Genomic DNA, 26,161 nt, shown 5'->3' on the forward strand with positions numbered 1-26,161 from the left:
TGCCCGTCACCACCACGCTTCGGCCCCACGGGCCAGGTTTTATTGCTCATTACCGAGAGTGCAGCTTATGTCCAAAGAACATGTTGATGTGCTGATCATCGGCGCCGGCCTGTCCGGCATCGGCGCCGCCTGCCATCTGACCCGCGAGTGCCCCGGCAAGACCTACGCCATCCTCGAAGGCCGCGACGCCGTGGGCGGCACCTGGGACCTGTTCCGCTATCCGGGCATTCGTTCCGACTCCGACATGTACACCCTTGGCTATTCGTTCAAGCCCTGGACCAACCCGAAAGTGATTGCCGACGGCCCGTCGATCCGCGACTACATCAACGAAACCGCCGACGAATACAACGTGCGCCCGCATATCCGTTTCGGTCACCGCGTGCAGAGCGCGAACTGGTCCAGTGAAGAAGGGCTGTGGACCGTGCAGGCACGCCGCACGGCAGACGATGAACTGGTGGAAATCACCGCCGGTTTTGTCATTGCCTGCACCGGCTATTACAAATATGAAGCCGGCTATACGCCGGAGTTCCCCGGCCGCGACAGCTTCAAGGGCCAGGTTATCCACCCGCAGAAATGGCCGGAAGATCTCGATTACCGTGGCAAGCGCGTGGTGATCATCGGCAGTGGCGCCACCGCCGTGACGCTGGTGCCGTCGATGGCCGACGATGCCGCGCATGTGACCATGCTGCAACGCTCGCCGAGCTATGTGGCCACCGTGCCGCAGGAAGACCCGATCTCGGTGCAACTGCGCCGTTTCCTGCCGGAGAAAATGGTCTATCGCCTCGCGCGTACCCGTAACGTCGGCCTGCAAATGCTGGTCTACAAACTGTCCAAGTCGCGGCCGCGCATGATGCGCCGCCTGCTGCTGAAGCAGGCGCGCTGGCAACTGGGCAAAGATTTCGACATGTCGCACTTCTCGCCGAGCTACAACCCGTGGGACGAGCGCCTGTGCGCAGTGCCCAACGGCGACCTGTTCAAAGTGCTGAAGAAAGGCAAGGCATCGGTGGTCACCGACCATATCGAGACCTTCAACGAAACCGGCATCAGGCTGAAATCCGGCCAGCAACTGGATGCGGACATCATCATCACCGCCACCGGCCTGGACCTGCAACTGCTCGGCGGCGCCGAGATCAATGTCGACGGCAAGCCGTTCGAGATCAACCAGTCCACCGCCTACAAGGCGCTGATGCTGAGTGACCTGCCGAACGCGGCGATGATCTTCGGCTACACCAACGCCTCCTGGACGCTGAAAGCCGACATCAGCTGTGAATATATCTGCCGCCTGCTCAAGCACATGGACAACACCGGCACACGCATTTGCGTCCCACGCGTACCGGCCGACATGGCAGAACAGCCGTTTATGGACATGCAGTCGGGCTACATCCAGCGGGCCGTGAACAAGTTCCCCAAGCAGGGCGACAAAGCACCCTGGAAGCTGAAGCAGAACTATGCTTTTGACCTGGCGATGCTGCGCTACAGCAAGGTGGATGATGGGTCGGTGGAATTTGCCAACCCGAAGCCGGCGGCAAAAAAGACGACGGCAAAGAAACCCGCCAAGGCAGCACCACGCAAGAAAGCCACCGCCAAGGCCAAGGCACCGAAAAGCGCGGTAAAAGCCTCCGCCTGATGTAATCCACGCCCCTCCCTCGCGGAGGGGCGTTCTGGTTTATTCGCCGCGCATCGCGACACCCTGCCGCGCCTGGCATGCAATGACTCTTTTCATTCCGCGCCCGGCAGCATGCCACGCAATATTTCATCCACCCGCTCGGTTTCCTGCAGCAGCTCATCGCACACCGGTTGCGGCGCACCACACAGAACGCCCGTACGCACCACCAGCACGCCTTCCTGTTCTACCAGTTCCCGTTTCAGCGCCGCCGGGTGCGCCGCATGCGTCGGCGGCGTAAACAGCCAGATACGCTGATGTGTTTCGTCAATGGCCAGTGTCCAGCCCTCCTGCTGCTGCACCTGGACATCCGGATTCTGACGGAGCATGGCCAATAAACTCTGTGGTGTACCGTACTCAGGGTGCGGCGCCAGCGCCTTGCTTGCGCAACCCGACAGCCAGAACACAGCCAGGCAAAGCAGCACAGCATCAGTCGTGCGTGTCATCCAGTGTCTTCTCCAGCCAGAGTCGGTCGCAATGCTGAATACCCTGCTCAAAAATCGGCGCGTCATAATGGCGGGTGAAGTAATCCCGTTCTACCGCCGCCACGCGAAAGCCTGCGCGCTGATAAAACGCGAGTTGGTAACCGAAGGTGCCGGTGCCCAGGCACAGCCGCCGGGTGCCCTGCGCACGCACGGCGTCAATCACCGCCGCCAGCAGACGCGTGCCGACACCCTGCCCCTGCACGGCGGGCAGCACCGAGATGTTCATCACTTCCAGGCCGTCATCACCGTGTGGAGCCAGCACACAGGCGCCGACAATCTCTTCACCGCGCAGCACCGCATAACATTGCGCGTTGGGCAGATAGCCGCGCACTTTATTTTCGTCAGGGTCTGCTTCGTGCAGCAGCGCCATGGGCAATGCCGCCGGTGCGATCGGTTGTATCCGTAGTGCACTCACGGTGTGTCCTGGTTAACCAGTGGCAGGCGCTGCTCGCCCATCAGCAGGTCCGGCCATACCGGTGCCGCTGGCGCCAGGTCACCCGCCTCGATGTGCTGGCGCCAAAGGTCGTACCCCATGTGCCGGCCAAACGAGCCGACGCGCCGCCAGCCTGTGTCACCGCGCGCCAGCAACCAGCTCTCGGGGATCGCATTGGCGGCATAGCGCACCAGCACGACCGCTTCGTCCGCGCCATCATTGTTCAGGTCCGTCAGCCAGATGGCGCACTGGCGTTGCGGCGACAGGCAATATACCGCCTCCCAGCTATCGCCTTTCTCTTGCAGGTGGGCCACCAGATCATCGGGCAACACGGCAGTGCCACCCGGCCCATGCAGCACGGTGATCTGCCTGCGCACTTCCTCTGCACTCAGCACATCGGACGACGCGCCCGGGGAAGCCGCCAGCGTCTGGCGTGCGCGGGTCGCAATATCCGTCAGGCGCGCATCGCCCTGCTGTGCCGACAATGCCGTCAGCGCCATCAGGCCCCAGCGGTCCGAGCGGTGCCGCAGATAATAAAAATCAAACGACTCGGTGCTGACGCGCCCGTCCAGCAAGCGCGCCACCTGATCCGCCACGGCCAGACGGCGAGGGTCCATCACCGGCGAGAGCAACAGCGCCAGCGTGATCAGCCCCACCACCGCCACCGTGATATTGGTCGGCCCGATGCTGCGCATCCAGCCGCCCCGCCGGAACCAGGACAGGCTGTAGCCCAGTGCGTAGACAGTGATCAGCAACCAGACAAACAACGCCCAGATGCGATCCTCCGTCCAGCCGTACTGATGAATCCGCATCGACAGCGCAACGCCCGCCACAATCACCACCACCGGCAACGACAGCCAGGCCACGCTGATCGCCAGCGCCAGCCAGCGCGGATAAGGCGGCGACTGCGCGCCATCCTGCCAGGCGCAGTTGATGAAATTCACCGCCAGCACAGCAAACCACAACAGGAAAAAGGCCGCCGAGCCGGTGGCAAACAAGGTGTCCAGGCCCGTCAGCGGTAACGCCAGCACCCAGAACACACCGAACAACAACAGCAAGGGCAGCAGCCAACTGTTCAGGCCGAGCCAGTAGCGCCGCAAACCACCCAGCAACCCCACCCGCGCCAGCCCCTGCGCGAACACACTGCCGACGACAATGCCCGTCACCGGGAAAATAAACACCGGCTCACGGATCAGCCGCTTGAGAAAATCCAGCCCGATGCTGTCCATCAACATCGCGCCGGCCGTCAGCACCGCCCAGAACAGCAGCGTCACGGCCAGCACGCTCGCCAGCAACATGCCGTTGCGCCAGGCCAGCTCGAACAGGTGGTGATAATCCCAGCGCCCCTGCCGCCAGCCCGCAACCAGCGGCACCACCACGAACAGCGCCACCAGCGCACCCAGCACCTGCCCCGGCCCGTTCGCTACCAGACCCCAGCCATGGGAAGAGGCCACCGTCTCCAGCGGATCACTCACCCAGCCGGCGTACACACCGAGCAGCCCGTAGACGATCACCACACCCAGCATGAGCCCGCCCCACTGGCGGCGTCCCATGCCTGATTGCGCGGACAGATACCAGGCACCGGGCACCGCGAAGGCGAGCCATAACAAGGCCCCCAGCCACATTGGCGAGGTGGCCGGCCAGACTGTGTATTCCGCCGCCTGCCAGAGCCAGCACAGCAGAGCGCCCTGCACTGTGCCGATCAGCATCAGCAGACGCGAGGCGGCGGGCGTGTGTTCGATTTCCTGTGACATGGCGTTCCCTGCATTGAGAAGGAGTGAGGCCCGGCGGCATGACGGACGTCGTTTAGCAGGCCGCTGAAAAGCAGCCTGCGCTGACGGCTCGATTGAACCGTCAGCAAAATCAAACGCGACAGCGATTGCTTTTCCGTGCCCAGCTTTTGCGGCTCTGCGCCGCAAAGGTGGCTTGAAGAAGCATCGACGAGGCGTTTTCAACACCCTGTTATAGACCGATACGTGCGGGAAGATTCCGCCGTTGATCAGTGCGCTATCAGGGCATCAGGCAACGCGCTATCTGCGCGGCATCTTCGTCACTGACCCCGGTGCTTTCGGCAATATCACGCCACCGGGAAACGGCGTGCATCACGGCTTCGGCGCCGGCCTCCACTTCGGGCCGGGGCAGACCAAACACCTTGCCCAGTGCTGTCACTTCGGACGGACGCGGCGCCCAGGGCTTGAGGCCGAACCCCGCCACGGGATACTCCCCCACACTCAGCGACGGCACCAGATCGTAGGCCGGCGCCAGCCGGCAGCCTGACGCATCACAGAACAGCGAAAAATTGCGCTCGTGGTCATCCAGGTTGTTGATCGCGCGGTTGAACAGCATCAGCCGCAACAATTGGGCCAGGTCCGCTTCGATGGCCACGGAATAACGGCGCAGCAACGCCGCAATATCGTCATAGCGAAACACCCCGCCATGATCCCGCTGGCTGGCCGATTCCTTGAGCAGGCTGTTGATCGTCAGCAAGTGCCGTCGCAGGCCGTGGGCATCGATATCGAAACGATCGACCAGCAATACTTCACGCCCATTGATGCCTTCCCGCACCTCCCCGTCCGGCACGCCAATGCCCGCAGCGTGCGCCATGCGCAGGCAAGCAAGCTCCACGCGGGCATTGTTGTAGCGGTCCTGCCCCAATCGGTTGAACTTTGCCAGCCAGTGCCGGCCGTTGTCGTACAACAGCGCTTTGGGACGTGCGCCACCGACACCGCTGCCCGCATTGGCGAGGTACAGCAGGCTCATGTCATCCGGGTACAGACGCAGATATGCCGGGTTGTCGATGTGCTGCGCGGCGTCTTCTGCACGCGCCAATTGGGCAAGGGGCGTGCCGAGCTCCCAGCCCGGCGTCTCACCGCGCGGCACCACACTTAATGCACCAATGCGTGACGCCCCCACCATGGCCAGCATGTCGATAGCGCTGTGCGCATTGAGGCGCTGCTGGTCGCGATAAAGTGCCAGGCGCGCCAGCACCTTGCGGCCCCAATCATCCGGCAGGTAGTCGTCGAGGAATCCCGGCATACCGCCAGCACAACGCAACACCACTTCCCCGGATTGCAGCGGCAACTGACGCGGGTCCAACGGGAAGGCACCCGGCGCCGCCAGATAGTCGGCCCGATAGCGGAACCCGACGCGCTGCAACAGGCCGCGATCTTCTTCCAGCACCATCTCCGCCGCCCAGATGCGGCCAGTGGGAGATGTATTCAGGTGGATGTCATAGCGTGCCGTCGTCATCGAACAGACTGGCCTCCATCACAAACAACGCCTCGAAGCCTGACGCCAGGCCCAGCACCTCGGCGGCAGCATAGTAGCGGCCGAGCGCCACGCCCGGATCGCCCTGCTCCATCTTTTGCAGGGTGGACCGGGCCACACCAATACGCAGGGCAAACGCCTGCATATCATCGTCGGGGAACCGCCGGCGACGGGCTTCGCGCAGGCGGCGGCCCAGTGCTGCCAGATGATTCATGAGGCCTCCATTACCGTAATTACGGTAAATAATGCCATTTATACCGCCAATTTACCATTATTACGGTACATCACTGCCCCACCAGCACCCGGCTCCGCAACCAGCGCAACGCCGGGTCGTCTTCCTGGTCGCGGTGCCAGTACAGGTACAGGGACAACGGCGGCAGGCGCACCGGCAGTTCGCGGATCACCACATTCGGCAACGGCAACTGCTCCGCCAGCACGCGCGGCAGTGTCAGCAGCAAATCAGTAGCACCCACCGTCGCCATGGCCGACTGGTGGTGCTGGCAGCGCAGCGCGATCTGCCGGTGGTAGCCGGCCTGCGCCAGCCCGAAATCCTCCAGCCCCGGGCCGCGTCGGCGCGAGGACACCAGCACGTGACGGGCGACCAGGTAGCTTTCCAGCGTCAGCGGGCCGGTGGCGAGCGGGTGGTCGGCACGCAGCATCACCACCAAGGGCACGTCCATCAGATGCTGCTGGCTGATCTCGGCATCCACCGGCAGTTGCACATCAATGGCGAGATCAAGCCGGCCGGCCGCCAGGGTCGAGGCCAGTTCGCGCCGGCCCACGGTCAGCGACTGGACATCCACCCCCGGCGCTTCGTCCGCCAGCATGCGCATCAGCCCCGGCAGCACGCAGGCTTCCAGACCGCTGCGCAGCGCCAGCACAAAGGTGCGGCGCGCCTGCCCCGGCTCGAAGCCGCCCATGCCGGTCAGGCACCCCTGCAGGCCGTGCAGCGCCTCGCGCACCGGCATGATCAGTTCACGGGCGCGGGGCGTGGGCACCATGTCCCGGCCACGGCGCACGAACAGCGGGTCCTCGAGCCGGTCCCGCAGCCGTGCCAGCGCATGGCTCACCGCCGGCTGGCTCAGGCTCAGCAGGCTGGCGGCGCGGGTGATGGAGCCTTCGCGGTAGATCGCCTCGAACACCACGAACAGGTTCAGGTCGATGCTGCCGATATTCAGTGTTTGCATGCGGGAGGATTCACACTATTCATTCGATTCATTGGCAAGCCTTCCATACACTCGGGTGATTGGCAATCCACCCGCCGTTATCAACAGGAGCCACCCATGGACTTCAGCCTGTCCCCGATCGCACAGGACTACTGCGACCGCGTGCGCCGTTTCATGGACGAGGAGATCCGCCCCGTCGAACACGCCTACCACCGCGAACTCCAGCAACGGGATGACAAGTGGGTGGTGCTGCCGATCATTCGTGAACTGAAAGCCAAAGCGCGCGCCGCGGGCCTGTGGAATATGTTCCTGCCGGATGCCGAGCTGGGTGCCGGGCTGTCGGTCACCGATTACGCGCCCGTGGCCGAGCTGACCGGCCAGAGCGCCATCGCCCCGGAAATCTTCAACTGCAACGCGCCGGACACCGGCAATATGGAAGTGCTGTACCACTACGGCAGCGACACCCAGAAAGCCGAGTGGCTCACGCCGCTGCTAGCCGGCGAGATCCGCTCCGCGTTCTGCATGACCGAGCCGGACGTGGCTTCGTCCGACGCCACCAACATGGCCGCCACCGCCCTCATCGAAGGCGACGAGGTGGTGCTCAACGGCCGCAAATGGTGGAGCACCGGCATCGGCCACCCGGACTGCCGCGTGTTGATCTTCATGGGCCTGACCGATCCGGGCGCGCACCGCCACGCACAACATTCCATGGTGCTGGTGCCCAAAGATGCGCCCGGCGTGCGCGTGACACGCATGCTGCAGACCATGGGCATGTATGACGAACCCTACGGCCATGGCGAAGTCGAGTTCAATAACGTGCGCCTGCCGGTGAGCAACATCATCGCCGGCCCTGGCCGGGGCTTTGAAATCGCCCAGGGCCGGCTCGGCCCCGGCCGTATTCATCACTGCATGCGCCTGATCGGCCTGGCCGAACTGGCCCTGCAACTGATGTGCGAGCGCGGCACGGCACGTCAGGCGTTTGGCAAACCGCTGGTGAACCTCGGCGGCAACCGCGAGCGCATTGCCGATGCGCGCATGATGATCGAGCAGGCACGCCTGCTGGTGCTGAAGGCCGCCTGGCTGATCGACCAGCGCGGCGTCATGGCCGCCATGAGCGAAATCTCGCAGATCAAGGTCATCTGCCCGAACGTGGCGCAGACCGTGGTCGACATGGCCATGCAGATCCACGGCGGCGCCGGCCTGAGTGAAGACACCCCGCTGGCCATGGCCTGGACTGCCGCCCGCGCCCTGCGCCTGGCCGACGGCCCCGACGAAGTGCATCGCGGGCTGGTGGCGAAATTCGAACTGATGAAATACCGTGGCTGATTGCCGCATTGACTGAAGAGAGCCCATCAAGATGTCGCAACGAATTCTGATCACCGGCGGTGCCTCCGGCCTGGGCCGTGCCCTGGCCGAGCGCTACCTGCGCCAGGGCGCCCGCGTCCTGATTTCTGACATGAACACCCAGCGCGGCGAAGAAACCCAGTTCGCCCTGCGCCAGATGGCCAAAGAGCATGGCGGCAGCATCGACTTCCAGCCCGGCAACATTTGCGACGACAACGACTGGCAACGGCTGCTCGACTGGTGCGTCGCCCACTGGCAAGGCCTGGACGTGCTGGTAAACAACGCCGGCGTGGCCAGCGGCGGCCGCGTGGAAAAACTCAGCATTGCTGACTGGGACTGGATCATCGACATCAACCTGAAAGGCATGATCCGCGGCATGCGCCTGTTCGTGCCCCAGTTCAAGCAACAGGGCAGCGGCCAGTTCATCAATATCGCTTCCCTCGCCGCCGTCGCCAACGCACCGGCGATGAGTTCCTACAACGTCACCAAATCTGCCGTGGTGGCTTTATCTGAAACGCTGCGTCACGAACTGGGCGCCTATGGCATTCACACCTCCGTGGTATGCCCGAGTTTTTTCCAGACCAATCTGGCCGAATCCATGCGCACCCCGGAACCGGGCATGGAACAGACCGTGCGCAAACTGCTGGCCGGCGGCAAACTGAGCGCCGAACAGGTGGCTGACTATATCGTGCGTCATGCAGACAAAGGCCAGTTCCTGATCCTGCCGCACCGCGAAGGCCGCTGGTTGTGGCGCCTGAAAAAATTCGTGCCGTATATCTACAACCGCGAACTCGGCAAGGCCGGCCGCATGCTGCGCCGCAAGCTGGAAAAAGCCGACCAGACCGCCTGAAGGAGCCTCACCATGGCGAAGACCATTCTGATTACCGGCGCCAGCTCCGGGCTGGGCGAAGGCATGGCACGGGAATTTGCCGCACGTGGCTACGACCTGGCGCTGTGTGCCCGCCGTGTAGAACGGCTTGAAGCCTTGCGCAATGAACTCAAACAGAAACACCCGCAGGTGCGTGTGGAGGTTCGCGCGCTCGACGTGCTCGACTACGAGCAGGTGTTCGAGGTGTTCCGTGCGTTCCGCACCGACTTCGGTCGGCTCGACCGGGTGATCGTCAATGCCGGCATGGGCAAGGGCCAGCCGCTGGGCACGGGCTATTTCTGGGCCAACCGGCAAACGGCAGAAACCAACTTCGTGGCTGCCCTCGCACAGTGCGAAGCCGCCATGGAAATATTCCGCGAGCAGAACAGCGGCCACCTGGTGATGATCTCGTCCATGAGCGCCATGCGCGGCATGCCGAAGAACCTGACCACCTATGCGGCCACGAAAGCAGGGGTTGCGCTGTTGGCCGAAGGGCTGCGCTCCGAGATGCTCGGCAAGCCGATCAAGGTCACCACGCTGTTCCCCGGTTATATCCGCTCAGAGATCAACGAGAAGGTGAAGAATACGCCCTTCATGGTGGATACCGAGACAGGTTGCCGGGCACTGGTGAACGCCATCGAGAAGGAAAAGGCCACCGCCTGCGTGCCGGCCTGGCCGTGGACAATGATTGGGATGCTGATGCGGAATTTGCCGTTGTCGGTGGTCAGGAAAATGAGCTGAACAGATCAACTCTGCCAGCGAGGCCTCACCCTGATGATGCTGCAGGAACGTGCCATTCAGACCGCCCTCGGCGCATTGCATGTTCGCATGGCGGGCGAGGGGCCGGCCATTCTGTTCTGGCCGAGCCTGTTGATGGACGGCACCATGTGGCTCGACGTGGCGCGCCGATTGTCGTCGCGCTACACCGTCGTGCTGATTGACCCGCCAGGTCACGGCAAGAGCGACACATTGACACGGCACTTCGACTTCACGACCTGCGCCGAATGCATCCTGAATATTCTGGACACGCTGGGCATTGAACGTGCGCACTATGTCGGCAACTCCTGGGGCGCCATGGTGGGCGGCACGTTCGCAGCGCAATATCCCCGGCGCATCGGCTGCGCCATCCTCATGAATGGCACCGCCTCACCCTGCGGCCCGGCACAACGCATCAGGTTCCAGATGATGATTTTGCTCGGGCGCCTGCTTGGCGGAATACGTGGCCCACTGCTGCCGAAGGCCGTGAAGGCTTTCCTGGGGCCCACCAGCCAGCGGGAACGTCCGCAGGTTGTGGCCGCCGTACGCGCCGCCCTTGGCCGCGTGGATTTCAATTCAGGACGCTGGGCCGTGGAGAGCGTGGTCTTGCGCCGGCCTGATCAACACGCGCTTTACCAAACCATCCGCACGCCGGTGCTGGTCGTGGCCGGTCTTGAAGATGCCACCTTTCCCGTCAGCGAAACCCGTGCAGCGGCAGAGGCCATTCCCGGTGCATCGTTCAGCGTCATGGACAATGCAGCCCATCTCGCCGGGCTGGAGTGTCCGGCCGATACCAGCGACATGATCGACGCTTTCATCGTGAGTGATTGGGTACCCGCCCAATCCTGACGAGCCGGCAGATCACAAGACACGCCATCACAGCCCGAGCGCACGCCAGACTGTTTGTAACAGGCGGGCACGGCGCTCCATCGGCCAGGGTTGGCCTGCATCAAACCCGGTCAGGATCAGGCCATCGACGAACACATCGAGTACGTCGGCAGCGCCAACAGGATCGTCAGGACAAACGCGTGCGACGCGGTCACGCAACTGCGCGCTCCACCACTCATTGAAACGGTCAAGCTCGGCCCGCAGCGCTGGGTCCGTCGCCGCACCCAGCACCAGTGCAAGCCAGAGCTGGTGGGTGCGTGCATCGGGGCCGAGGACGGCCCATTCGATCAGGGCACGCAACGCCGCCCGATCATCCAGACCCTGCATGGCCTGCACACCCTCCTGACGGCGCTTGTCGATTTCCCGCCGGACGGCGTTGCGCAGCAGTTCTTCGCGCCCGCCAACATAGTGCGTGACAGCCGATGTGGACGCGCCAATGTGGTCCGCCACGGCACGGATGGTCACCGCTGCAAACCCGCATTCGGTCGCAATATCCAGGACCGCGCGCTCAATAAGTTCGCGGCGATTGTGATGATCTACTTGACGAGGCATGGGAACAGTATATGTTATGCAACATGTGTTTTAAAACAATTGTTGTCAGCATTTCAGAGGAAAGCAGGAATGGACGACGTCGATGTGGCCGTTATCGGTGCAGGCTTTTCCGGGCTGGTGGCGGCCCGCACACTGCAGCGCAGCGGCCTGTCGGTGCGGGTACTGGAGGCTGCCGACCGGGTCGGTGGGCGAGCCATGACAGAATCTTCGGCGGCCGGCACGCCCGTCGACCTGGGTGGCCAGTGGATCGGGCACCATCATGTCCGCATGCAGGCCCTGGCGCAGGAATTCGGGATGACCCTGTTTCCTTCCCATACCCGCGGCAAAATGCTGATACGTGATGGACAGCAGAACCTGTCGCGCCTGTCCCCCGCCACACTCTCCGCACTGATGTCCCTGATCTGGCTGGCGATCATGGCGCGCACTGGCCTGGGTGTACGCGATGACCGGACGCTGGCCGACTGGCTGGCCGGCATCTCCCCATCCCGCGCCAGACGGTTGATCGACATCGTTACTGCCACCCTCACCGCGACAGATCCAGAACGGATTTCAGTACAGGCGGTGGCCGATGCGCTCAATGCCTCCGGGGGTCTGCTGGAAATGCTGAGCTTCAAGGGTGGCGCTCAGGAGTCACTGCTCTCCGGTGGCGCCGGCGGGCTCGCGGCAGCCATTGCTGAAACGCTGGGCCCTGCTGTTTCGCTCAATCAATCCGTGACAGCCCTCCTGCGTGATGCACAGGGTGTAACGGTACACACACCACACGGCGCGATCCGGGCACGGCACGTCATAGTCGCCACCGCACCACCCGTGGCAGAGCGCATCCGCCACGAACCGCCGTTGCCGGCAGGCCGGGCACAGCTACAACGCGATACTTTCATGGGCACCATCTACAAGGCTGTCATCGTCTACGACACCCCCTTCTGGCGCACTGACGGCCTGAGCGGCGAACTGCTCGCCCTCGACAGCCTGGTGGCCACCGCCGCCGATATCTCGCCGCCTGGCGGCCCCGGTCATCTGTGCACACTGGTGCCCGGTCAGGCAGCTCGCACCTTGAGCAACCTTGATACCACCACCCGGCGCGAGACTGTCCTCCACACACTCGCCACACATTTTGGCGAACGCGCCCGCGCGCCCGTCAGCTTTCACGAGAAATCGTGGCACGAGGACAGATTTGTATTGGGCGGCTATACCGCCTGGTCAAAACCGGGAACCAGCGCCGCCCTCGCTGACGTTGGCACAGAAGCAACCGGCCGGGTGCACTGGGCCGGCACTGAATCAGCGACACAATTCCGGGGATACTTCGAAGGCGCGGTACGGGCGGGTGAGCGGGCGGCTGCCGAGGTATTAGCGGCGGGATGAGCCGCAACACAAAATTTTCTACATACCATATGAGTGCCTGGACCAGACAGGCACTGGCTTCAAAAAACCTGGAATCAGAGAACCCTTCCAGAATCTTTACTTGCCCGCTCCAAAATGTTGCTCCGACTCACAATGCACCTGCTCCCAGGTCTGGACCATCTGCTTCTTTGCGCCACCCCAGCGATAGCCGCCCAGCGCGCCACTCTTCTGGATCACACGGTGACACGGAATCAGTAGCGCAACCGGATTGGCGCCCACCGCATTACCCACGGCTCTTGACGCCCTGGGATAACCCAGTGTGCTGGCAATCTGAGAATAGCTGGCCAACCTGCCCGGCGGAATACGCAACAATGCGCGCCATACCGCCACCTGAAAGTTGGTGCCCACCACATGCAGTGACAACGGTCCGCGCTGCGGGCCTGACGGCTTGCTGAACAGCGCATCAATGACGTAACGGGTTGAGGCGTCGCTTCTTGTCAAAGTGCCCAACGGCCACTCTTCGCGCAATTCAGCAAGTGGCTCCTCTGTCTCGGCATAATCCACAAACCCCAGTCGGCAGATACCACGCGGCGTCACCGCGACAAACATCCGGCCCAGCGGCGTCTGATGGAATCCGTACTGGATACTGACACCCAGACCTTTGCTCTTGTATTCGCCAGGTGTCACCGCTTCCAGCTGAACGAAGTGATCGTACAGGCGTGAGCTGCCACTCAGCCCAATACTGTGCGAGACATCCAGCAACGCCTGCGCCTCGTCCAGCAATCGCTTTCCGCGCTCCAGCGTCATCGCCTGCAGAAATCGCTTCGGTGTGGTGCCTGCCCACCGGCAAAAAAGCCGCTGGAAATGAAACGGACTGAGATGAACATGGGCCGCCACCTCTTCCAGCGTCGGCTGTCCAGAGACGCGCTCTGACATATACGTCATCGCCTTTTCAATGCGGGCATAGTCAGACATGGTGCACACCCTCAGACGCGGTTGATGGAAACACCACCGTCCACCAACAGCGCAGTGCCAGTAGTGAAACTGGAGGCGTCAGAAGCGAGATACAGCGCTGACCGGGCGATCTCTTCCGGCGTCGCGATACGTTTCATGGCGTGCAGACCGGCGACAAATGCCAGCGCCTCCGGCGTACTCGCAAACTCCCTGGCCGCATCGGTATCCGTGCCACCGGGCAACAGCGCGTTCACCCGAATGTTCTCGCGCCCATATTCCACCGCAAGCACCTTCATCAGACCAATGAGGCCGGCCTTGCTGGCGGCGTATGCCGCCGTGCCTGGCATGCCCGCCGTATAGCCCACAAAGGTGGAAGTAAAAATCAGCGAACCACCACCGCCTGCCAGCATGGCCGGCAACTGATACTTGGCCGCCAGAAACGCGCTGCTCAGGTTCGTTGCGATCACCTGGTTCCAGTCGGCCAGCGTCATCTCCGGCACCGGACCCATCGCACCCAGTATACCGGCGTTGTTAAAGGCGACATCCAGCCGGCCAAAGCGCGCCAGTGTCTGTTCCACCAGTGTCCGGGCAAACCCTTCATCCCCCACGTCCCCCGCCACGGCCAGGGCTTGCCCGCCTGCCGCATGAATGGCATCCACCAGTGCTGCAAGCTCAGGCTCTCTTCTTGCGGCCACGACTACCGCCGCCCCTTCCTGGGCAAAAAGCCGGGCCGTCGCATGACCAATCCCTGAACTGGCGCCGGTCACGATAGCCACCTTGTTCTCAAGCGAACTCATATTTACCACCCCTTCAGCCTTGCTTCTGGCGGGGCATATCCCCGCTGGAGATGTCAGCTTAAGAGGCCGCTGGCCCGTTACTCGACCCGAATCTTGCTGTATTGGTCTGGCGGTGGGGCAAGAGCCATCCCTACCATAGCAGCCAGAAACGCTCCGCCATTGCCCATTCCAGGGGACGTTGATACGAAACTGGTTGCCACCAGCGCATCCATGATCAGGACGAGGTTGAATCTAATGAGCATACATTTATCCGCCACGAAGCCATTGTTCATGGCAAGCGACATAAAGAGTACAGTCTGCGGCTGGGCATGCAGTACCAGAAGAACCTATTTTTCATAGTAATAGACAGAAGAAAACCTGATGTCTTTCTCTCGATCAGCACACCATTGCGGGAAGGTTTCCTTTGCATCCTGGCCAGTATATTCCTCCCAGCACCCCACCAGATGATTGAAGTAGGCGACCTCCGATTGCAGTGCTTCCTTCTTGGGGGAAGGTGGCAGCCTTGCCAGCCACTCATCAACTTTGGCCAGTGTCTTTCTCGACTCATCAGGATCGCCAATAAAGAAAGACTCGGAAAGATGATGGGCCTGGTAATAAACATAGTTCAAGCACGACGTTGCAACTTCGATGATACAAACAGGATCATCCGGATCAATTGCTAGCGCCTTGTGGTGAAACCGCACATCCCTGGATGCATACCCCAGCCATTTCAATGGTGTGGCGCTTTCCGGAGCTTCCTCGGACCATTGCTGGAATACCTCTTTCAGGTACTCACGCAGAGGATGAGGCAGAAGCTGGTGAGCGCGCTGGTTTGAATAGCCAAGCTGCACCAGCTCCAGAGCGACCTCTCTTTGTGCGCTGACCGGCTTGCCACGAGCATGCACCACAAATTCCCTGATCGCCGAGATCGCTGCCTTATTCAGCCCAGCTTCTTTATGCAAGCAATACCTGCCGAAAAGCGCATAGCCTTCTTTTGCGGAGTACGCCTCACCGATGACGGCTAACGTTTCGAAGTTTTTCTGATCCATGCCTGCATTCCCACCGGAATTCAGCGTGATACTAGCCCTTCCTCGACCAGACAGCCAATAGCGGATGTTGAGAATGGAATACCGAGGCCGTGCGGTCCACGCGGACAGCAAGGTATCTGTTGATGTGAAAACTCTGGGGGAGAGATGCCGGACTATATCCGGGCAAAATGGATAATCATTGAAGCAGGGAATGGACGCCCGTTCAAGCCTGACCTCTATGAGAACCTGGCTACTAATAATCTGTATTCACTTATAAAGTAAAGCCTGCCTTGGAAGCAGCAATCTGGACATCCATCAACCTATCGCCATCAAGACCGCCACCACATCAGCATGTGCTATCCCACTATCAAATACTCGTGCGTGTCCTGCCTTGTTCCGAGTATAAACAGAGCTATTCATTGACAACACCTGCAGTACGCGCCCTTGGAATGAAGCCGAAGGTACGATGGAAAGGGCGTCGCCGTGCCTGCACTGGTTATGTTTTGGTTATTCGATGCCATATATAGACTGGAGTTTTCTTGAAGTCCTGATGTCGGCCCACTGAATCCAGAGTTTCAGAAGCGCCTCCCGCTGCAGCAACCATAAGTGATGGAATAAGTGGCAGAGCCGAACCCGAGAGCATCGCAGTCGTTATTCCGCCTAATGAGACCAGCGCTCCTTTCGCAGCTGATCGGGCAATAGTTCGAGCGTTATTTCTCAGTTCATCTATCTGCGGCAGGATTTCATTGGTGAAGTATAGCTGAGCTTTTGTTTCAAAGTTCTCTGGCTCAACATCTTTCAGATGCTCCACTGCATACAGAACAGATGAATTAAATCTTTCTAAGGCAGCAGGGTATCTTTCGCGCAATTCAATGATCGTCTCAGGGCCATCTACACTGATCAGCGCTTTATTAGCGTCAAAAAATTTACAAGGCCTGTTTGATGAGGAAACGTTCTCAGTTCCGGATCGGCTTAAAAGCTCAGATTCGAATTCAGATTCTGTGACGTAAGTGTGACCCAATTTTCCAGCAAGCCTCGTTTCATTATATATATTTTTCAGTCTAACCCGCATAGCCTGATTGATCGTTTGATAGGCCCACTGATCGAATTTTTCTTCATCCAAGCATTCCTCTGGCTCCCACACCCGTTTACACCGAATCCCTCCATCAATCTCACCAACCTTCTCGATTGTTTGGAAAAGATAGAGCTGAACGCCTTTTTTCCAGAAATCTCCGCTGAACCCAACATTCAAAGCTGGCCTACGTTTTTCCGATGCGCCTTCATTCAAGACCAGCATCCTGCCACTTAGATCTCGAACTACAGATTTTAGACGAGCACGACTATGAATGAAGTCATGCAAATCATCCGGAATACTGGACCTAAACGCATCGTCTGAATGTAGTAACGGAACTTCATCGCTCGGCCTATTAAACAACGAAAGCGGTATTACCTTGACGAAATCCAATTTAATAAGATGAAAATACGCACAAAATAGCCTAACGCCTTCTTCAATGGTTGCCAAACTAATGGTTGAGCTTGCGGAGACCAAAGGGTCATCAATAATAATCGATTGATAAACCAAAGCTGATGGTAGAATTTTTGTCTCTGTTGCTTCCGTGGACTCAGATCCAAAAAGCGCGTTAAGACCACTGGAAGGATCAAATGAATCCAACTCACCATTAATGGTTTGAGCTCTACCATTTATATACTGAGAAATTCGAGCAGAGACCTCATCATTCGGTAGGTCGGATAGACTTACCGGTTTTCCGGAAGCTGTAACCAACCCCGAATCTATCAAAAGGTTTATCGCCAGCCTACTCACATTATCTCCAGAAAAAAGTAGCGCGAAGCTTTACGGCAATTTTGGAGCCGCGAAGCGGTTGAAGAATTGTCCGGCAACAGCGGCAGGCTATGCTTTACTCGTAGTGGCTCCAGAGCCTGAGGACTTTCACCACTTGCTCGCCCTCTAGCACTTGGTAGACCAGACGATGCTGAATATTGATACGGCGAGAATAGGCCCCCGCAAGATCACCAATGAGCTTCTCAAACGGAGGCGGCTTGCGATATGGATCTTCCGCTATCAACGCCAAAAGTGCCTGAGCTTTTGGTTTAAGGCCGCTGGAAGCCAACTTCTTTGCATCTTTCTGGGTTTGCGTGGTGTAAACCAACTTCCATGTCACCAGCCCAGCTCCTCATCACATTCATCCACGGGGGTATCCATCCCCTCACGAATAGACTCCCGCATACCTGGAACGGAGAGCAGGTAAAGTGTCTCCTGAATTGCAGACCAGTCTTCCTCGGAAACCAGAACGGCTTTGTTTCGCTTACCCATGATGACGATTGGTTGGTGAGACTCGGCGGCCTCGTCAATCAACCGATAAAGGTTGCTGCGCGCCTCAGTTGCTGTGATGCCGGTCATGACACACCTCTTGTGTGTTCAAATTTTCACCAAGTGTACGCCTCCAGGTACGTACGTCAAGGCGAACGTTTGTATGGCCACACGTTAGACGCCAGCTCTGCGGGGTATGAGCCAGTGAACCAATCCGGGACACGCATATATTTATAATTTCAGGCGCCATCAAAATCACATCACCGCGATATCTAGCTAAGCCGACTATTCATGCGTGTCCCGGAATTCCGTTGTCTAACCTTACGGGCAGCGGCCCATGACTCGGAGCTTCAGCGAGGCGCTACCCTCCTACTGAATAGCGGACTTGCACCGCTTGATTTACCGCCAGCTTTGCCCGGCGCTCTGCATGTCCTGTGTTTTATCATGCATTCTCTGGTTATTCGTATTGAGATACTTATTGCCTATTAGGGCTTCCAATCATAATTGAGCGCATCACTAGCCTAAGAACCATCCACCATGCGTAGACAGACTGTATTGATAGTGAACTATCATCATCCAGCAGCCCATGAGCCACCTCATTTCGCAAATTAAATCCGAGAGAATCTGTAAAAACACTTTTCATCTCAAAGACTAAATCTTTACCGTATAAATTAAGCGCTTCTGGCAACTCCATCAGGGAGCTCAAACCATTCTCATTTTCTATTCCTTCCTTATCAATATTGCTTGTATGAGCCCCAATTCCCTTTAATTGTGATCGAACAATATGCTCGACCTGCGGACAAAGCAAGTGAATAGCAAGACCGAATTCGTACTCAAAACCAAGCCATAGCGCGTGCCCCAACATACTCTCTCGACCTTGAGGAACTATGGGTGAGTAATGGCAAGCAGCAACCATAATCTCTTTTGTGAATCTATGCTCCATAAGTAATTGCCTCAACGCCGGCATTATCTGACCTTCAACAACAATCTGAATTTCAATAGAAAATTGTTGCTGAACTTGCCTATGGAGCGCGGCTTGGTTGGCAGGATCATCTTCACCCGCCCTCAAATTCATTGCCGGAGTTTTTGCGATAACACGCCCGTCGCTACTCATGTGACTAGAGCCAAACAAGCTGCTAAGAAAGCTTTTCTTCAAAATTTCTTTCGCGCTTTCGCTATGCTTTTCGTATTCTGGCCCACCAAATAGACCCGTGAAATACATTAGCGCCTCTTCGGCACTCTGTTTTCCAGAGACGTGCTCAATGGATTGCTCTACCATGTCTGAGATGTCAATTCCCGGTGTGCTTACAAACCCCATTTCTTCTAAGGACGCTTTCCCTGAAACCGCTATTTTGTCTCGAATTACTCTAATTCTCTCTTCGACGCCATACACCTCTCGGTGTTTAGTGGGAATTTTTCGATAGGATTGTATTGCGTTTTCATAGAAGGAGTTCGCAACCATATTACTCCCGCTAGATCGAGAGTCGGCCTCCAGCTCGAAACACTGCGCTATCGCTACAAGCGACTCCAGCCATCCATTGTCATCAGAGCACTGCCTATACTTCTTAGCAGCCAACTCAAAGTACGATCTGGCAGCATGAAAATCACCATTTTTCTTTAGGTCACTGGCCTTCTCACCGAGCGATGACGCTATATCTTCTTTAAAATCATTATCAATTTTAAGCTTATCCAATAGGTCCGCTAACCACAGCGACATGAACTTGGTTCTAGGACACTCAGAACAGAAGGCTGAGAACAGTCTGGCCTTGATTTTCTCCAAACGATCAAAATCTCTGGTCTGCAGACACAGCCGCGCTGCACGCTCCCAGCAATCGTTTAAACCACGAAGCCATGCTTCATCATCAATCGGCTGGGAAATGTAAGAATCTATTGCTATTTTTGCATGTTCTGGATTCTTAGGTTTTCTTAACAACCACAGCAAATCAGCGAGCCTTGCTTTCAGTAAAGGCTCGCTGATCTCATTGACAATATCCTCAAAGAATATTAACTCTTCTTCGGCAAAGTCATCAGGCAGCGCAGAGCGCCGCCCCGCCCGAAAGTCTTGAAAGTAGGCTTTGAATGGTTCATTGATACTGCTTGCCTCTAGCATCATTGAGGCAGATTGGGCCAAGAGATCAAGAGCTCTGGAGTGCACCGCCCTCCCCCGCTCTAACATTTCTTTCGAATGCTTTTGTAGACAACTCATAATCGAAGAGTAACCGTAACGGTCATCTAAAGGGACGTCGTAGCTCCAATTGCATTCTGTAAGTATATCTCGATTTAACTCTGACGAATTTTCCATATTCTTCTTCACGCTTGAAGTCAGCTATTCATCCCTAGCACAAGATACTTTTTCTTTCCCTGAATTTCTACTCGCACAGACACGAATTTTGCAATACTCATTTTTCTGTCACCTACCAACAGCATCATCACATTGGTATTTTTTTCTTTATCATGAATTCATTAAGGCGCCATACTTTTCATCCCTGGCGCATCAATCTATTTTCGCTATTCTTGAATAATCATTTGCCATCCTGCTCCAATCATCTTCAACCCGATTAATACCCCCCTTATTTCGGTTGTTTTGACCCAACCTGCCAGTGTGAGCTTGAAGCCATACCGATGTATCGCCAATCGCAAACGGAGACTCGATACCTTTAGCCACTGAAGACACTCTAGTTATTTCTTTATCTGGATATAGCGCTCCAACAGCAGAACGCAGGGCATTAAAAGTAGCCAACCCGAAGCAAATGACGATTCTGGGACCAACTATCTCAATCTGCGGCAGAGCATACTCGATGGCGGCACGCATCATATCCTTTCTGGGTATTTTCCCATTCATTGGCCCTCTCTTGATAAACGGAAAGAGATTGGTTCCATAGGCCTGGTGCATCGGCAGTTCGAAATGCCGCTGTAGAAGACACTTCAGATTCACATTGGTGAATTTTGACAGGGTATGGCCATATTCTACGGAATCCCGGCATATCGGCCCATTCAAGGCATCCTCAGAGCTCCAGTCCTGCAGCATCAAGAAGACATCTGCATCCAGGTTTCCTGCACTTTTCGTATACGGGGAAACATGATCACATTCATAGATTCCGTCATGAAAGCTGGAAATTGGCAGATAGTTATCCCAACAACCAGATTTTCTCTTTTGAGCGAGACGGTAAAGCGCTTCTTTCTTATCAACCATGATTCCCCCAACAGTGCGCAACACATCACGATAACCTGCAAGCCCGACAAATACTGTCGGCATGGCATCGGCGCGATGATGATATTAAGCGTACTATCGGAGAATGACACTGTCAGGGCAACGGTAAGCCTGGAAGCTATCCGGGCCTCTTACGGAGGATGTCTGCACCCGGCATAAGGCAGCCAAGACGTCTGCTTCTGCGGAAAAGAGGAGGGGGCCACCTATGCCCCCTCAACGATTATCAGTGAATCACACCCCCAGCCCTTGCCGCCGGCGACCGCGCAATATACGCCAACGCCTGCTGCGTATCCCCTTCCGTAATCGGATGAAACTTCGGCGACGCCCACCGCACCGTCCGGTCCAGCAGGAAGGTGAACGTCGGCACCGTATCCGAACGCTTACCAATGCGCTGCAGCTCCCACAACATCCGCAACACGGTCTTGCGCGCCATTTTCTGGCTCTGCGGGTCCGGGTCCTGGCGGGCCAGACTACGGCCGCTTTCGGTGACGATATACAGGAACAACGGGAACACGATGGCCATCAGGGCCTGGCGGCTGATGTAGAAGCCAAGTTGGGTGCGGCACAGGTGTTCGAACAGGTCATACGCCACGGTGCGGTGCTCCACTTCTTCCGCCAGATGCCAGCGGAACAGGTCGGCCACCACCGGGTCTGCGCTGTCCCAGCCCTTGCTGTTCATACACCAGTCGCCCAGCAGGCCGGTGAAGTGTTCGATGGCGGCGATCAGGCCAACGCGGGCCACCAGCCAGGTTTTTTCCAGGCTGCGACGTTGCAACCACGGCTGGCCGAATGGCGCTTCACCGAGGAATTGAACGAACAGCCAGTCGGCACGTTCACGCACGGCATCCGTATCCAGGCCATGTTCCTGAAGCCATTTCTCACCCTTGCGATGCGCCATGGCGTGGCTGGCTTCCTGGCGGATGAAGCCTTCCACTTCTTCGCGCAGCGTGTCGTCGGTGACAAACGGCAGAGCCTTGTTGTAGACGCGACAGAACCATAATTCCCCGGCGGGCAATACAAGATTAATGCCGTTGATCAGATGACTGGCGACCGGGTCACCCGGTATCCAGTGCAGGGGCGAGTTGGAAAGATCGAATTCCACGCGCCGTGCTTTGAGTGGATTTTTTTGTTGTGCGTACTTTTCCTGATATTTCATGACGCGAAGGCCTGTCTGTCGGTGTTGTTATTGCCGTGAACGCGCAGTGCCGCCAGCGTGCTGGCGTGATCACTGCGCTCTACGGCGGCCACAAATTCGTCGATGGCGCCGGCCACTTTGTCGGTGTGGCTCAGCGGCACCCAGTGGGTGGCATCCATGTCGCGGCGGAACAGTTCCGGCACCCACTCATGCAGGTCGTCGAACAGCATGGTGCCCACGTAGTTATCGCGGGTGGGCACGATCAGTTGCACCGGGCAGGCCGCAGGGCGCGCTTCCGGGCGCGTCAGTTTGTTGATGAAGTTGGCGCGGTACAGCCACACGCCTTTTTCGCCGTCACGGGTTTGTGTCGGGTTCGGCTCGGCTTCGTGCACGCCTTCGCGTTTTGCCAGGTACAGGGGCCAGAAGCGGCCGGCCACGGCACGCCACAGCAGTTCCGGCGCGAACGGCGCCTGGAAGAACCAGATGTACCAGGAGCTGACGGTTTGCTTGAGCACCTGGCGCTGGTGCGCGAAGGAGCGGCTCAGGATACGTTTGCGCATCCAGTAGCCCATGTGATCCAGGCACGGGCCGGAAATGGTCGTGTAGGAGAGGATGCGGGATTTCAGCGGCTCGGTGGTGACGGATTCCCAGCTCTGGATCGAGCCCCAGTCGTGCGCGGCCAGATGGAAGGCTTTGCCGGGGATCAGGGCGTCCACCACGGCCTGCAGGTCCGCCGACAGCAGCGGCATACGATAGTTGTCGCGGCCCACCGGCGCGTCGGATTCGCCGGCGCCGCGCACGTCGTAGGCGATGACGAAATAACGTGCAGCGAGGCGTTCGGCCACGGCGGCCCACACGCGATGGTTGTCCGGGTAGCCGTGCACCAGCACCAGCGCCGGGTGGCGGCGGTCGCCCCAGGTGTATACCTGCAGGCTGATGTCTCCGGATTGCACGCGGTAGCGTTGAGGGGTCATCGGTGTGTCCTGTTTGCGGCGATCAGCGTCGCGTTGTGAAAGGCTGCCCGGCACGTGAAGGCGGGCCGCCATTGAATTACAGTCAAAACCGCGCCATTGATCAATGTAAATATTGGCAGCATGATATTGTCGCCACGGCCAATTGCTGCCGTCCCAGTCATTGCAGGCCAATTGAGTGCACAAGCGTCCCATTTTCGCCATACGGCGGGCCGGCTCGCTATGCTGCGGGCTTTCCAAAGGAGGGAACCCGTATGTCCAGGCACCTGTTACTACCCGCTCTGCTGTTGATGTTGAGCCTCACCGCCGCCGCCAATGACGGCTGGGAGTCCATTCGGCAGGCGGATGCGCGGGGCGAGGTGAGCACCTGGGTCCGCCCGGTGGAAGGCAATCCGATCAAGGCGTTCCGGGGTCAGGTAGAAGTGCCTTACCCGATGCTGACGGCGCTGGCGGTGCTCAGTGATATTCCGAATTTCCCGGCCTGGGTGTTTCAGTGCCATGCGGCGGAAATGCGCGAGGCCTGGGGCAAGGAACATGCGCGCATCATGATCAAGGGCATCTGGCCGGTGTCGGACCGCGATGTAATCGTGCACAGCCGGCTGGAGCAGGACCCGGCAACACTCGCCATCACCGTCTACTCCAGGGCCACCGACCAGGTGCTGCCGCCGCAGGACGGGTATGTGCGCCTGCCTGCGCTGGACAATATCTTCCGTCTTGAGCCGTTGCCGGATGGCTGGACGCGGATCACCTTCCAGACGTTTGTCGATCCCGGTGGATCCATCCCGGCCTGGCTGGCGAATTTTGTTTCCACTCGCGCGCCGCTGACTACATTGCGCGGCATGAAGGAACAGATGGAGAACGAGAAATATCACATCAGTTCGGTGGAAGAGTTGCCGTTTATGTTGCCGGATGCGGGAGAGATGCGTCTGCCTGAACAACCACCAGTGACGTCACAACGCTGAATAAAAAAATGGGCGCCTTTCGGCGCCCATCAGACTGAGGACAAACCCCTGTTTTTATGAATCACCTCTTCGAGGCGATATAAAAGTGGGTGGTCGCATTCCAGGTTGCAGCCCTATGGCTATGCAAGTGGAGGCTATCACCAGAAAAACAGCGACTCTTTGCCCTGGGTGGATAATTTTTTAGTAGAAGAATGGCTGCCGAGGTTTGTCAGCAGCCTGATGGGCGCCTTTCGGCGCCCATTTTAGTCAAGCCAGTAACTGCATGGCTTATTTGTTGACAAACTCCGGGTAGGCTTCCATACCGCAATCTGCGATATCCATACCGGTGTATTCGTCTTCCTCGGAGACCCGGATACCCATCACAGCTTTCAGGATCGCCCAGACGATCAGGGAGCAGACGAACACCCAGACGAAGATGGTCAGGCCGCCGACGATCTGGCCAACGAAGCTGGCGTCGCCGTTGGTCAGCGGTACCAGCAGCAGGCCGAGGATACCGCAGGTGCCGTGTACGGAAATGGCACCGACCGGATCGTCGATCTTCAGTTTGTCCAGCGCCAGGATGCTGAACACTACCAGCAGACCACCGGCCATGCCGAACAGGGTAGCCTGCAGCGCGGTCGGGGTGGACGGCTCGGCGGTGATCGCCACCAGGCCAGCCAGTGCGCCGTTGAGCAGCATGGTCAGGTCAGCCTTGCCGAACAGGATGCGCGACAGGACCAGCGCGGCCACAGCACCACCGGCAGCAGCGGCGTTGGTATTCAGGAACACCATGGCCACGGCATTGGCGCTGGCGCCATCGGACAGTTTCAGTACGGAACCGCCGTTGAAGCCGAACCAGCCCATCCACAGGATGAAGGTACCCAGGGTCGCCAGCGGCAGGTTGGCACCCGGGATGGCATTCACTTCGCCGTTGGCGCCGTATTTGCCTTTACGTGCACCCAGCAGCAGCACACCGGCCAGCGCAGCAGAGGCACCAGCAAGGTGAACGATGCCGGAACCGGCGAAGTCGCTGAAGCCCAGGTCACCCAGGTTGAACATGCCGAATACGTCCGCACCGTTCCAGGTCCAGGAACCTTCCATCGGGTAGATAAAGCCCGTCATGACCACGGCGAAGATCAGGAACGCCCACAGTTTCATGCGCTCGGCAACCGAACCGGAGACGATGGACATCGCCGTGGCAACAAACACCACCTGGAAGAAAAAGTCAGAAGCAGACGCGTAGACGGAATCACCGTCGAAACCTGCTTCGGCAGAATCCGCCAGCATGCTGGTCAGATCAAAGTCGGCGATGCCGCTGAGGAAGAACGAGCCGTCATACATGATCGCGTAACCGCAAACCAGATACATGATGCAGGCAATGGCAAACAGCGCCACGTTCTTGGTCAGAATTTCAGTGGTGTTCTTTGCGCGGACGAGGCCGGCTTCCAGCATGGAAAAGCCGGCGGCCATCCACATTACCAGCGCGCCACACACCAGAAAATAAAAGGTGTCCATGGCGAACTGAAGTTCATAAATTTGGTTTTCCACGATGCAACCCTCCGAATGGATGCGTCAGTCAACTTTAGGCATGGATCGTTGTTGACGATAAATCAGACCGCGTCTTCGCCAGTCTCCCCAGTACGAATCCGGATCGCTTGCAGCAATTCGGTGACGAAGATTTTGCCGTCACCGATCTTGCCGGTGTTGGCCGCTTTCGAGATCGCCTCGATGACCTGATCCAGAGCACCATCAGCGATGGCAACTTCGATCTTCACCTTCGGCAGAAAGTCGACTACGTACTCAGCGCCGCGATACAGCTCGGTGTGGCCTTTCTGGCGCCCGAAGCCTTTTACTTCGGTCACCGTAATGCCTTGCACCCCGATCTCGGACAGCGCCTCGCGCACGTCGTCAAGCTTGAAGGGCTTGATAATGGCTGTGACGAGTTTCATGTCAGTCTCCTGTGGCTTGCGCCGCGTCTGGCGGCACCTTCCGTTCCCCGATTGAGGCGATGCCTCATCCTAGTCAGCGATGAGCACGAGGCTCAGCTACTGCACTT

26 protein-coding genes are annotated in these 26,161 nt (G+C 58.4%); 7 read left to right on the forward strand and 19 right to left on the reverse strand.

The window, feature by feature from the left end; all coding sequences use genetic code 11:
- Positions 1-67: 67 nt before the first annotated feature.
- Positions 68-1,627, forward strand: coding sequence for a flavin-containing monooxygenase (locus tag S7S_RS17015; protein ID WP_008733006.1), 1,560 nt, complete (start codon positions 68-70; stop codon positions 1,625-1,627).
- A gap of 92 nt (positions 1,628-1,719) precedes the next feature.
- Here S7S_RS17015 and S7S_RS17020 read toward each other — a convergent pair whose 3' ends face one another.
- From S7S_RS17020 to S7S_RS17045, 6 genes are all read right to left on the reverse strand, one after another.
- Positions 1,720-2,109: a hypothetical protein gene (locus S7S_RS17020; protein WP_008733005.1), complete on the reverse strand. Its 390-nt coding sequence runs from the start codon at positions 2,107-2,109 to the stop codon at positions 1,720-1,722.
- On the reverse strand, positions 2,093-2,563 hold the full coding sequence (locus S7S_RS17025) for a GNAT family N-acetyltransferase (protein WP_238582912.1): 471 nt from the start codon (positions 2,561-2,563) through the stop codon (positions 2,093-2,095). The genes S7S_RS17020 and S7S_RS17025 overlap by 17 nt, the downstream gene beginning before the upstream one ends.
- Positions 2,560-4,335 (reverse strand): DUF4153 domain-containing protein, encoded by a 1,776-nt coding sequence (locus tag S7S_RS17030; protein WP_008733003.1) that lies wholly within the window; start codon positions 4,333-4,335, stop codon positions 2,560-2,562. Before S7S_RS17030 ends, S7S_RS17025 begins: the two co-directional genes overlap by 4 nt.
- A gap of 256 nt (positions 4,336-4,591) precedes the next feature.
- Entirely contained in the window at positions 4,592-5,830 is a 1,239-nt protein-coding gene (locus S7S_RS17035) for a type II toxin-antitoxin system HipA family toxin (RefSeq protein WP_008733002.1), read from the reverse strand.
- Positions 5,811-6,062 (reverse strand): helix-turn-helix domain-containing protein, encoded by a 252-nt coding sequence (locus S7S_RS17040; protein ID WP_008733001.1) that lies wholly within the window; start codon positions 6,060-6,062, stop codon positions 5,811-5,813. The genes S7S_RS17035 and S7S_RS17040 overlap by 20 nt, the downstream gene beginning before the upstream one ends.
- A 70-nt stretch (positions 6,063-6,132) precedes the next feature.
- Positions 6,133-7,035 (reverse strand): LysR family transcriptional regulator, encoded by a 903-nt coding sequence (locus tag S7S_RS17045; protein ID WP_008732999.1) that lies wholly within the window; start codon positions 7,033-7,035, stop codon positions 6,133-6,135.
- 96 nt (positions 7,036-7,131) lie between these two features.
- Between S7S_RS17045 and S7S_RS17050 the strand changes: the two genes are divergently transcribed.
- Genes S7S_RS17050 through S7S_RS17065 form a run of 4 tightly spaced genes read left to right on the forward strand, consistent with a single transcriptional unit; the run spans position 7,132 to position 10,831 of the window.
- Positions 7,132-8,340: an acyl-CoA dehydrogenase family protein gene (locus S7S_RS17050; protein WP_008732998.1), complete on the forward strand. Its 1,209-nt coding sequence runs from the start codon at positions 7,132-7,134 to the stop codon at positions 8,338-8,340.
- 31 nt (positions 8,341-8,371) lie between these two features.
- A complete protein-coding gene (locus S7S_RS17055; protein ID WP_008732997.1) occupies positions 8,372-9,208 on the forward strand; it encodes an SDR family oxidoreductase in 837 nt (278 codons plus the stop codon).
- A gap of 12 nt (positions 9,209-9,220) precedes the next feature.
- Positions 9,221-9,967: an SDR family oxidoreductase gene (locus S7S_RS17060; RefSeq protein ID WP_008732996.1), complete on the forward strand. Its 747-nt coding sequence runs from the start codon at positions 9,221-9,223 to the stop codon at positions 9,965-9,967.
- A gap of 33 nt (positions 9,968-10,000) precedes the next feature.
- The gene (locus tag S7S_RS17065) at positions 10,001-10,831 is read left to right on the forward strand and encodes an alpha/beta fold hydrolase (RefSeq protein WP_008732995.1); all 831 of its coding nucleotides are present in this window, start codon (positions 10,001-10,003) and stop codon (positions 10,829-10,831) included.
- Positions 10,832-10,858: 27 nt separating this feature from the next.
- Here S7S_RS17065 and S7S_RS18980 read toward each other — a convergent pair whose 3' ends face one another.
- A complete protein-coding gene (locus S7S_RS18980) occupies positions 10,859-11,422 on the reverse strand; it encodes a TetR/AcrR family transcriptional regulator (protein ID WP_008732994.1) in 564 nt (187 codons plus the stop codon).
- Between the two features lie 69 nt (positions 11,423-11,491).
- Between S7S_RS18980 and S7S_RS17075 the strand changes: the two genes are divergently transcribed.
- Positions 11,492-12,781, forward strand: a complete 1,290-nt coding sequence (locus tag S7S_RS17075; protein WP_008732993.1) for a flavin monoamine oxidase family protein — start codon at positions 11,492-11,494, stop codon at positions 12,779-12,781.
- Between the two features lie 96 nt (positions 12,782-12,877).
- On the opposite strand, the gene S7S_RS17080 is transcribed toward S7S_RS17075, so the two are convergent.
- The 10 genes from S7S_RS17080 to S7S_RS17120 all read right to left on the reverse strand — a co-directional run bounded on the left by S7S_RS17080 (position 12,878) and on the right by S7S_RS17120 (position 23,167).
- Positions 12,878-13,735: a bifunctional transcriptional activator/DNA repair enzyme AdaA gene (locus tag S7S_RS17080; protein ID WP_008732992.1), complete on the reverse strand. Its 858-nt coding sequence runs from the start codon at positions 13,733-13,735 to the stop codon at positions 12,878-12,880.
- Positions 13,736-13,746: 11 nt separating this feature from the next.
- The gene (locus S7S_RS17085; RefSeq protein ID WP_008732990.1) at positions 13,747-14,511 is read right to left on the reverse strand and encodes an SDR family oxidoreductase; all 765 of its coding nucleotides are present in this window, start codon (positions 14,509-14,511) and stop codon (positions 13,747-13,749) included.
- Positions 14,512-14,837: 326 nt separating this feature from the next.
- Positions 14,838-15,539: a hypothetical protein gene (locus S7S_RS17095; RefSeq protein WP_008732985.1), complete on the reverse strand. Its 702-nt coding sequence runs from the start codon at positions 15,537-15,539 to the stop codon at positions 14,838-14,840.
- A gap of 475 nt (positions 15,540-16,014) precedes the next feature.
- The gene (locus S7S_RS19725; RefSeq protein WP_144401696.1) at positions 16,015-17,340 is read right to left on the reverse strand and encodes a hypothetical protein; all 1,326 of its coding nucleotides are present in this window, start codon (positions 17,338-17,340) and stop codon (positions 16,015-16,017) included.
- 94 nt (positions 17,341-17,434) lie between these two features.
- Positions 17,435-17,698, reverse strand: a complete 264-nt coding sequence (locus tag S7S_RS17100) for a Txe/YoeB family addiction module toxin (protein WP_008732982.1) — start codon at positions 17,696-17,698, stop codon at positions 17,435-17,437.
- Complete coding sequence (locus tag S7S_RS17105; RefSeq protein ID WP_008732980.1) at positions 17,695-17,937, reverse strand: type II toxin-antitoxin system Phd/YefM family antitoxin; 243 nt, start codon at positions 17,935-17,937, stop codon at positions 17,695-17,697. Before S7S_RS17105 ends, S7S_RS17100 begins: the two co-directional genes overlap by 4 nt.
- 385 nt (positions 17,938-18,322) lie before the next feature.
- The gene (locus S7S_RS17110; RefSeq protein WP_238582913.1) at positions 18,323-20,161 is read right to left on the reverse strand and encodes a DUF4209 domain-containing protein; all 1,839 of its coding nucleotides are present in this window, start codon (positions 20,159-20,161) and stop codon (positions 18,323-18,325) included.
- A gap of 180 nt (positions 20,162-20,341) precedes the next feature.
- Entirely contained in the window at positions 20,342-21,103 is a 762-nt protein-coding gene (locus tag S7S_RS19735) for a hypothetical protein (RefSeq protein WP_144401697.1), read from the reverse strand.
- 178 nt (positions 21,104-21,281) lie between these two features.
- Positions 21,282-22,214: a metal-dependent hydrolase gene (locus S7S_RS17115; protein ID WP_008732975.1), complete on the reverse strand. Its 933-nt coding sequence runs from the start codon at positions 22,212-22,214 to the stop codon at positions 21,282-21,284.
- Positions 22,211-23,167: an alpha/beta fold hydrolase gene (locus tag S7S_RS17120; protein ID WP_035202873.1), complete on the reverse strand. Its 957-nt coding sequence runs from the start codon at positions 23,165-23,167 to the stop codon at positions 22,211-22,213. Before S7S_RS17120 ends, S7S_RS17115 begins: the two co-directional genes overlap by 4 nt.
- A gap of 251 nt (positions 23,168-23,418) precedes the next feature.
- On the opposite strand from S7S_RS17120, the gene S7S_RS17125 reads away from it, so the two are divergent.
- A complete protein-coding gene (locus tag S7S_RS17125; protein WP_008732973.1) occupies positions 23,419-24,126 on the forward strand; it encodes an START domain-containing protein in 708 nt (235 codons plus the stop codon).
- A 267-nt stretch (positions 24,127-24,393) separates the two neighbouring features.
- Here S7S_RS17125 and S7S_RS17130 read toward each other — a convergent pair whose 3' ends face one another.
- Both S7S_RS17130 and glnK read right to left on the reverse strand, forming a co-directional pair.
- Positions 24,394-25,653: an ammonium transporter gene (locus S7S_RS17130; RefSeq protein WP_008732972.1), complete on the reverse strand. Its 1,260-nt coding sequence runs from the start codon at positions 25,651-25,653 to the stop codon at positions 24,394-24,396.
- A 62-nt stretch (positions 25,654-25,715) separates the two neighbouring features.
- Positions 25,716-26,054 carry a P-II family nitrogen regulator gene (glnK, locus tag S7S_RS17135; RefSeq protein ID WP_008732971.1) on the reverse strand — a complete coding sequence of 113 codons (339 nt, stop codon included), beginning with the start codon at positions 26,052-26,054 and terminating at the stop codon, positions 25,716-25,718.
- Between the last annotated feature and the right edge of the window lie 107 nt (positions 26,055-26,161).

It is taken from the genome of Isoalcanivorax pacificus W11-5, from assembly GCF_000299335.2.
GTDB classification, from domain to species: Bacteria; Pseudomonadota; Gammaproteobacteria; order Pseudomonadales; family Alcanivoracaceae; genus Isoalcanivorax; species Isoalcanivorax pacificus.

What these genes read in the sequence shown, in the direction of transcription:
- S7S_RS17015 (WP_008733006.1), top strand. Translation starts at nt 68, where the DNA reads ATGTCCAAAGAACATGTTGATGTGCTGATCATCGGCGCCGGCCTGTCC.
- S7S_RS17020 (WP_008733005.1), bottom strand. Translation starts at nt 2,109, where the DNA reads ATGACACGCACGACTGATGCTGTGCTGCTTTGCCTGGCTGTGTTCTGG.
- S7S_RS17030 (WP_008733003.1), bottom strand. Translation starts at nt 4,335, where the DNA reads ATGTCACAGGAAATCGAACACACGCCCGCCGCCTCGCGTCTGCTGATG.
- S7S_RS17035 (WP_008733002.1), bottom strand. Translation starts at nt 5,830, where the DNA reads ATGACGACGGCACGCTATGACATCCACCTGAATACATCTCCCACTGGC.
- S7S_RS17040 (WP_008733001.1), bottom strand. Translation starts at nt 6,062, where the DNA reads ATGAATCATCTGGCAGCACTGGGCCGCCGCCTGCGCGAAGCCCGTCGC.
- S7S_RS17045 (WP_008732999.1), bottom strand. Translation starts at nt 7,035, where the DNA reads ATGCAAACACTGAATATCGGCAGCATCGACCTGAACCTGTTCGTGGTG.
- S7S_RS17050 (WP_008732998.1), top strand. Translation starts at nt 7,132, where the DNA reads ATGGACTTCAGCCTGTCCCCGATCGCACAGGACTACTGCGACCGCGTG.
- S7S_RS17055 (WP_008732997.1), top strand. Translation starts at nt 8,372, where the DNA reads ATGTCGCAACGAATTCTGATCACCGGCGGTGCCTCCGGCCTGGGCCGT.
- S7S_RS17060 (WP_008732996.1), top strand. Translation starts at nt 9,221, where the DNA reads ATGGCGAAGACCATTCTGATTACCGGCGCCAGCTCCGGGCTGGGCGAA.
- S7S_RS17065 (WP_008732995.1), top strand. Translation starts at nt 10,001, where the DNA reads ATGATGCTGCAGGAACGTGCCATTCAGACCGCCCTCGGCGCATTGCAT.
- S7S_RS18980 (WP_008732994.1), bottom strand. Translation starts at nt 11,422, where the DNA reads ATGCCTCGTCAAGTAGATCATCACAATCGCCGCGAACTTATTGAGCGC.
- S7S_RS17075 (WP_008732993.1), top strand. Translation starts at nt 11,492, where the DNA reads ATGGACGACGTCGATGTGGCCGTTATCGGTGCAGGCTTTTCCGGGCTG.
- S7S_RS17080 (WP_008732992.1), bottom strand. Translation starts at nt 13,735, where the DNA reads ATGTCTGACTATGCCCGCATTGAAAAGGCGATGACGTATATGTCAGAG.
- S7S_RS17085 (WP_008732990.1), bottom strand. Translation starts at nt 14,511, where the DNA reads ATGAGTTCGCTTGAGAACAAGGTGGCTATCGTGACCGGCGCCAGTTCA.
- S7S_RS17095 (WP_008732985.1), bottom strand. Translation starts at nt 15,539, where the DNA reads ATGGATCAGAAAAACTTCGAAACGTTAGCCGTCATCGGTGAGGCGTAC.
- S7S_RS17105 (WP_008732980.1), bottom strand. Translation starts at nt 17,937, where the DNA reads ATGACCGGCATCACAGCAACTGAGGCGCGCAGCAACCTTTATCGGTTG.
- S7S_RS19735 (WP_144401697.1), bottom strand. Translation starts at nt 21,103, where the DNA reads ATGCCGACAGTATTTGTCGGGCTTGCAGGTTATCGTGATGTGTTGCGC.
- S7S_RS17115 (WP_008732975.1), bottom strand. Translation starts at nt 22,214, where the DNA reads ATGAAATATCAGGAAAAGTACGCACAACAAAAAAATCCACTCAAAGCA.
- S7S_RS17120 (WP_035202873.1), bottom strand. Translation starts at nt 23,167, where the DNA reads ATGACCCCTCAACGCTACCGCGTGCAATCCGGAGACATCAGCCTGCAG.
- S7S_RS17125 (WP_008732973.1), top strand. Translation starts at nt 23,419, where the DNA reads ATGTCCAGGCACCTGTTACTACCCGCTCTGCTGTTGATGTTGAGCCTC.
- glnK (WP_008732971.1), bottom strand. Translation starts at nt 26,054, where the DNA reads ATGAAACTCGTCACAGCCATTATCAAGCCCTTCAAGCTTGACGACGTG.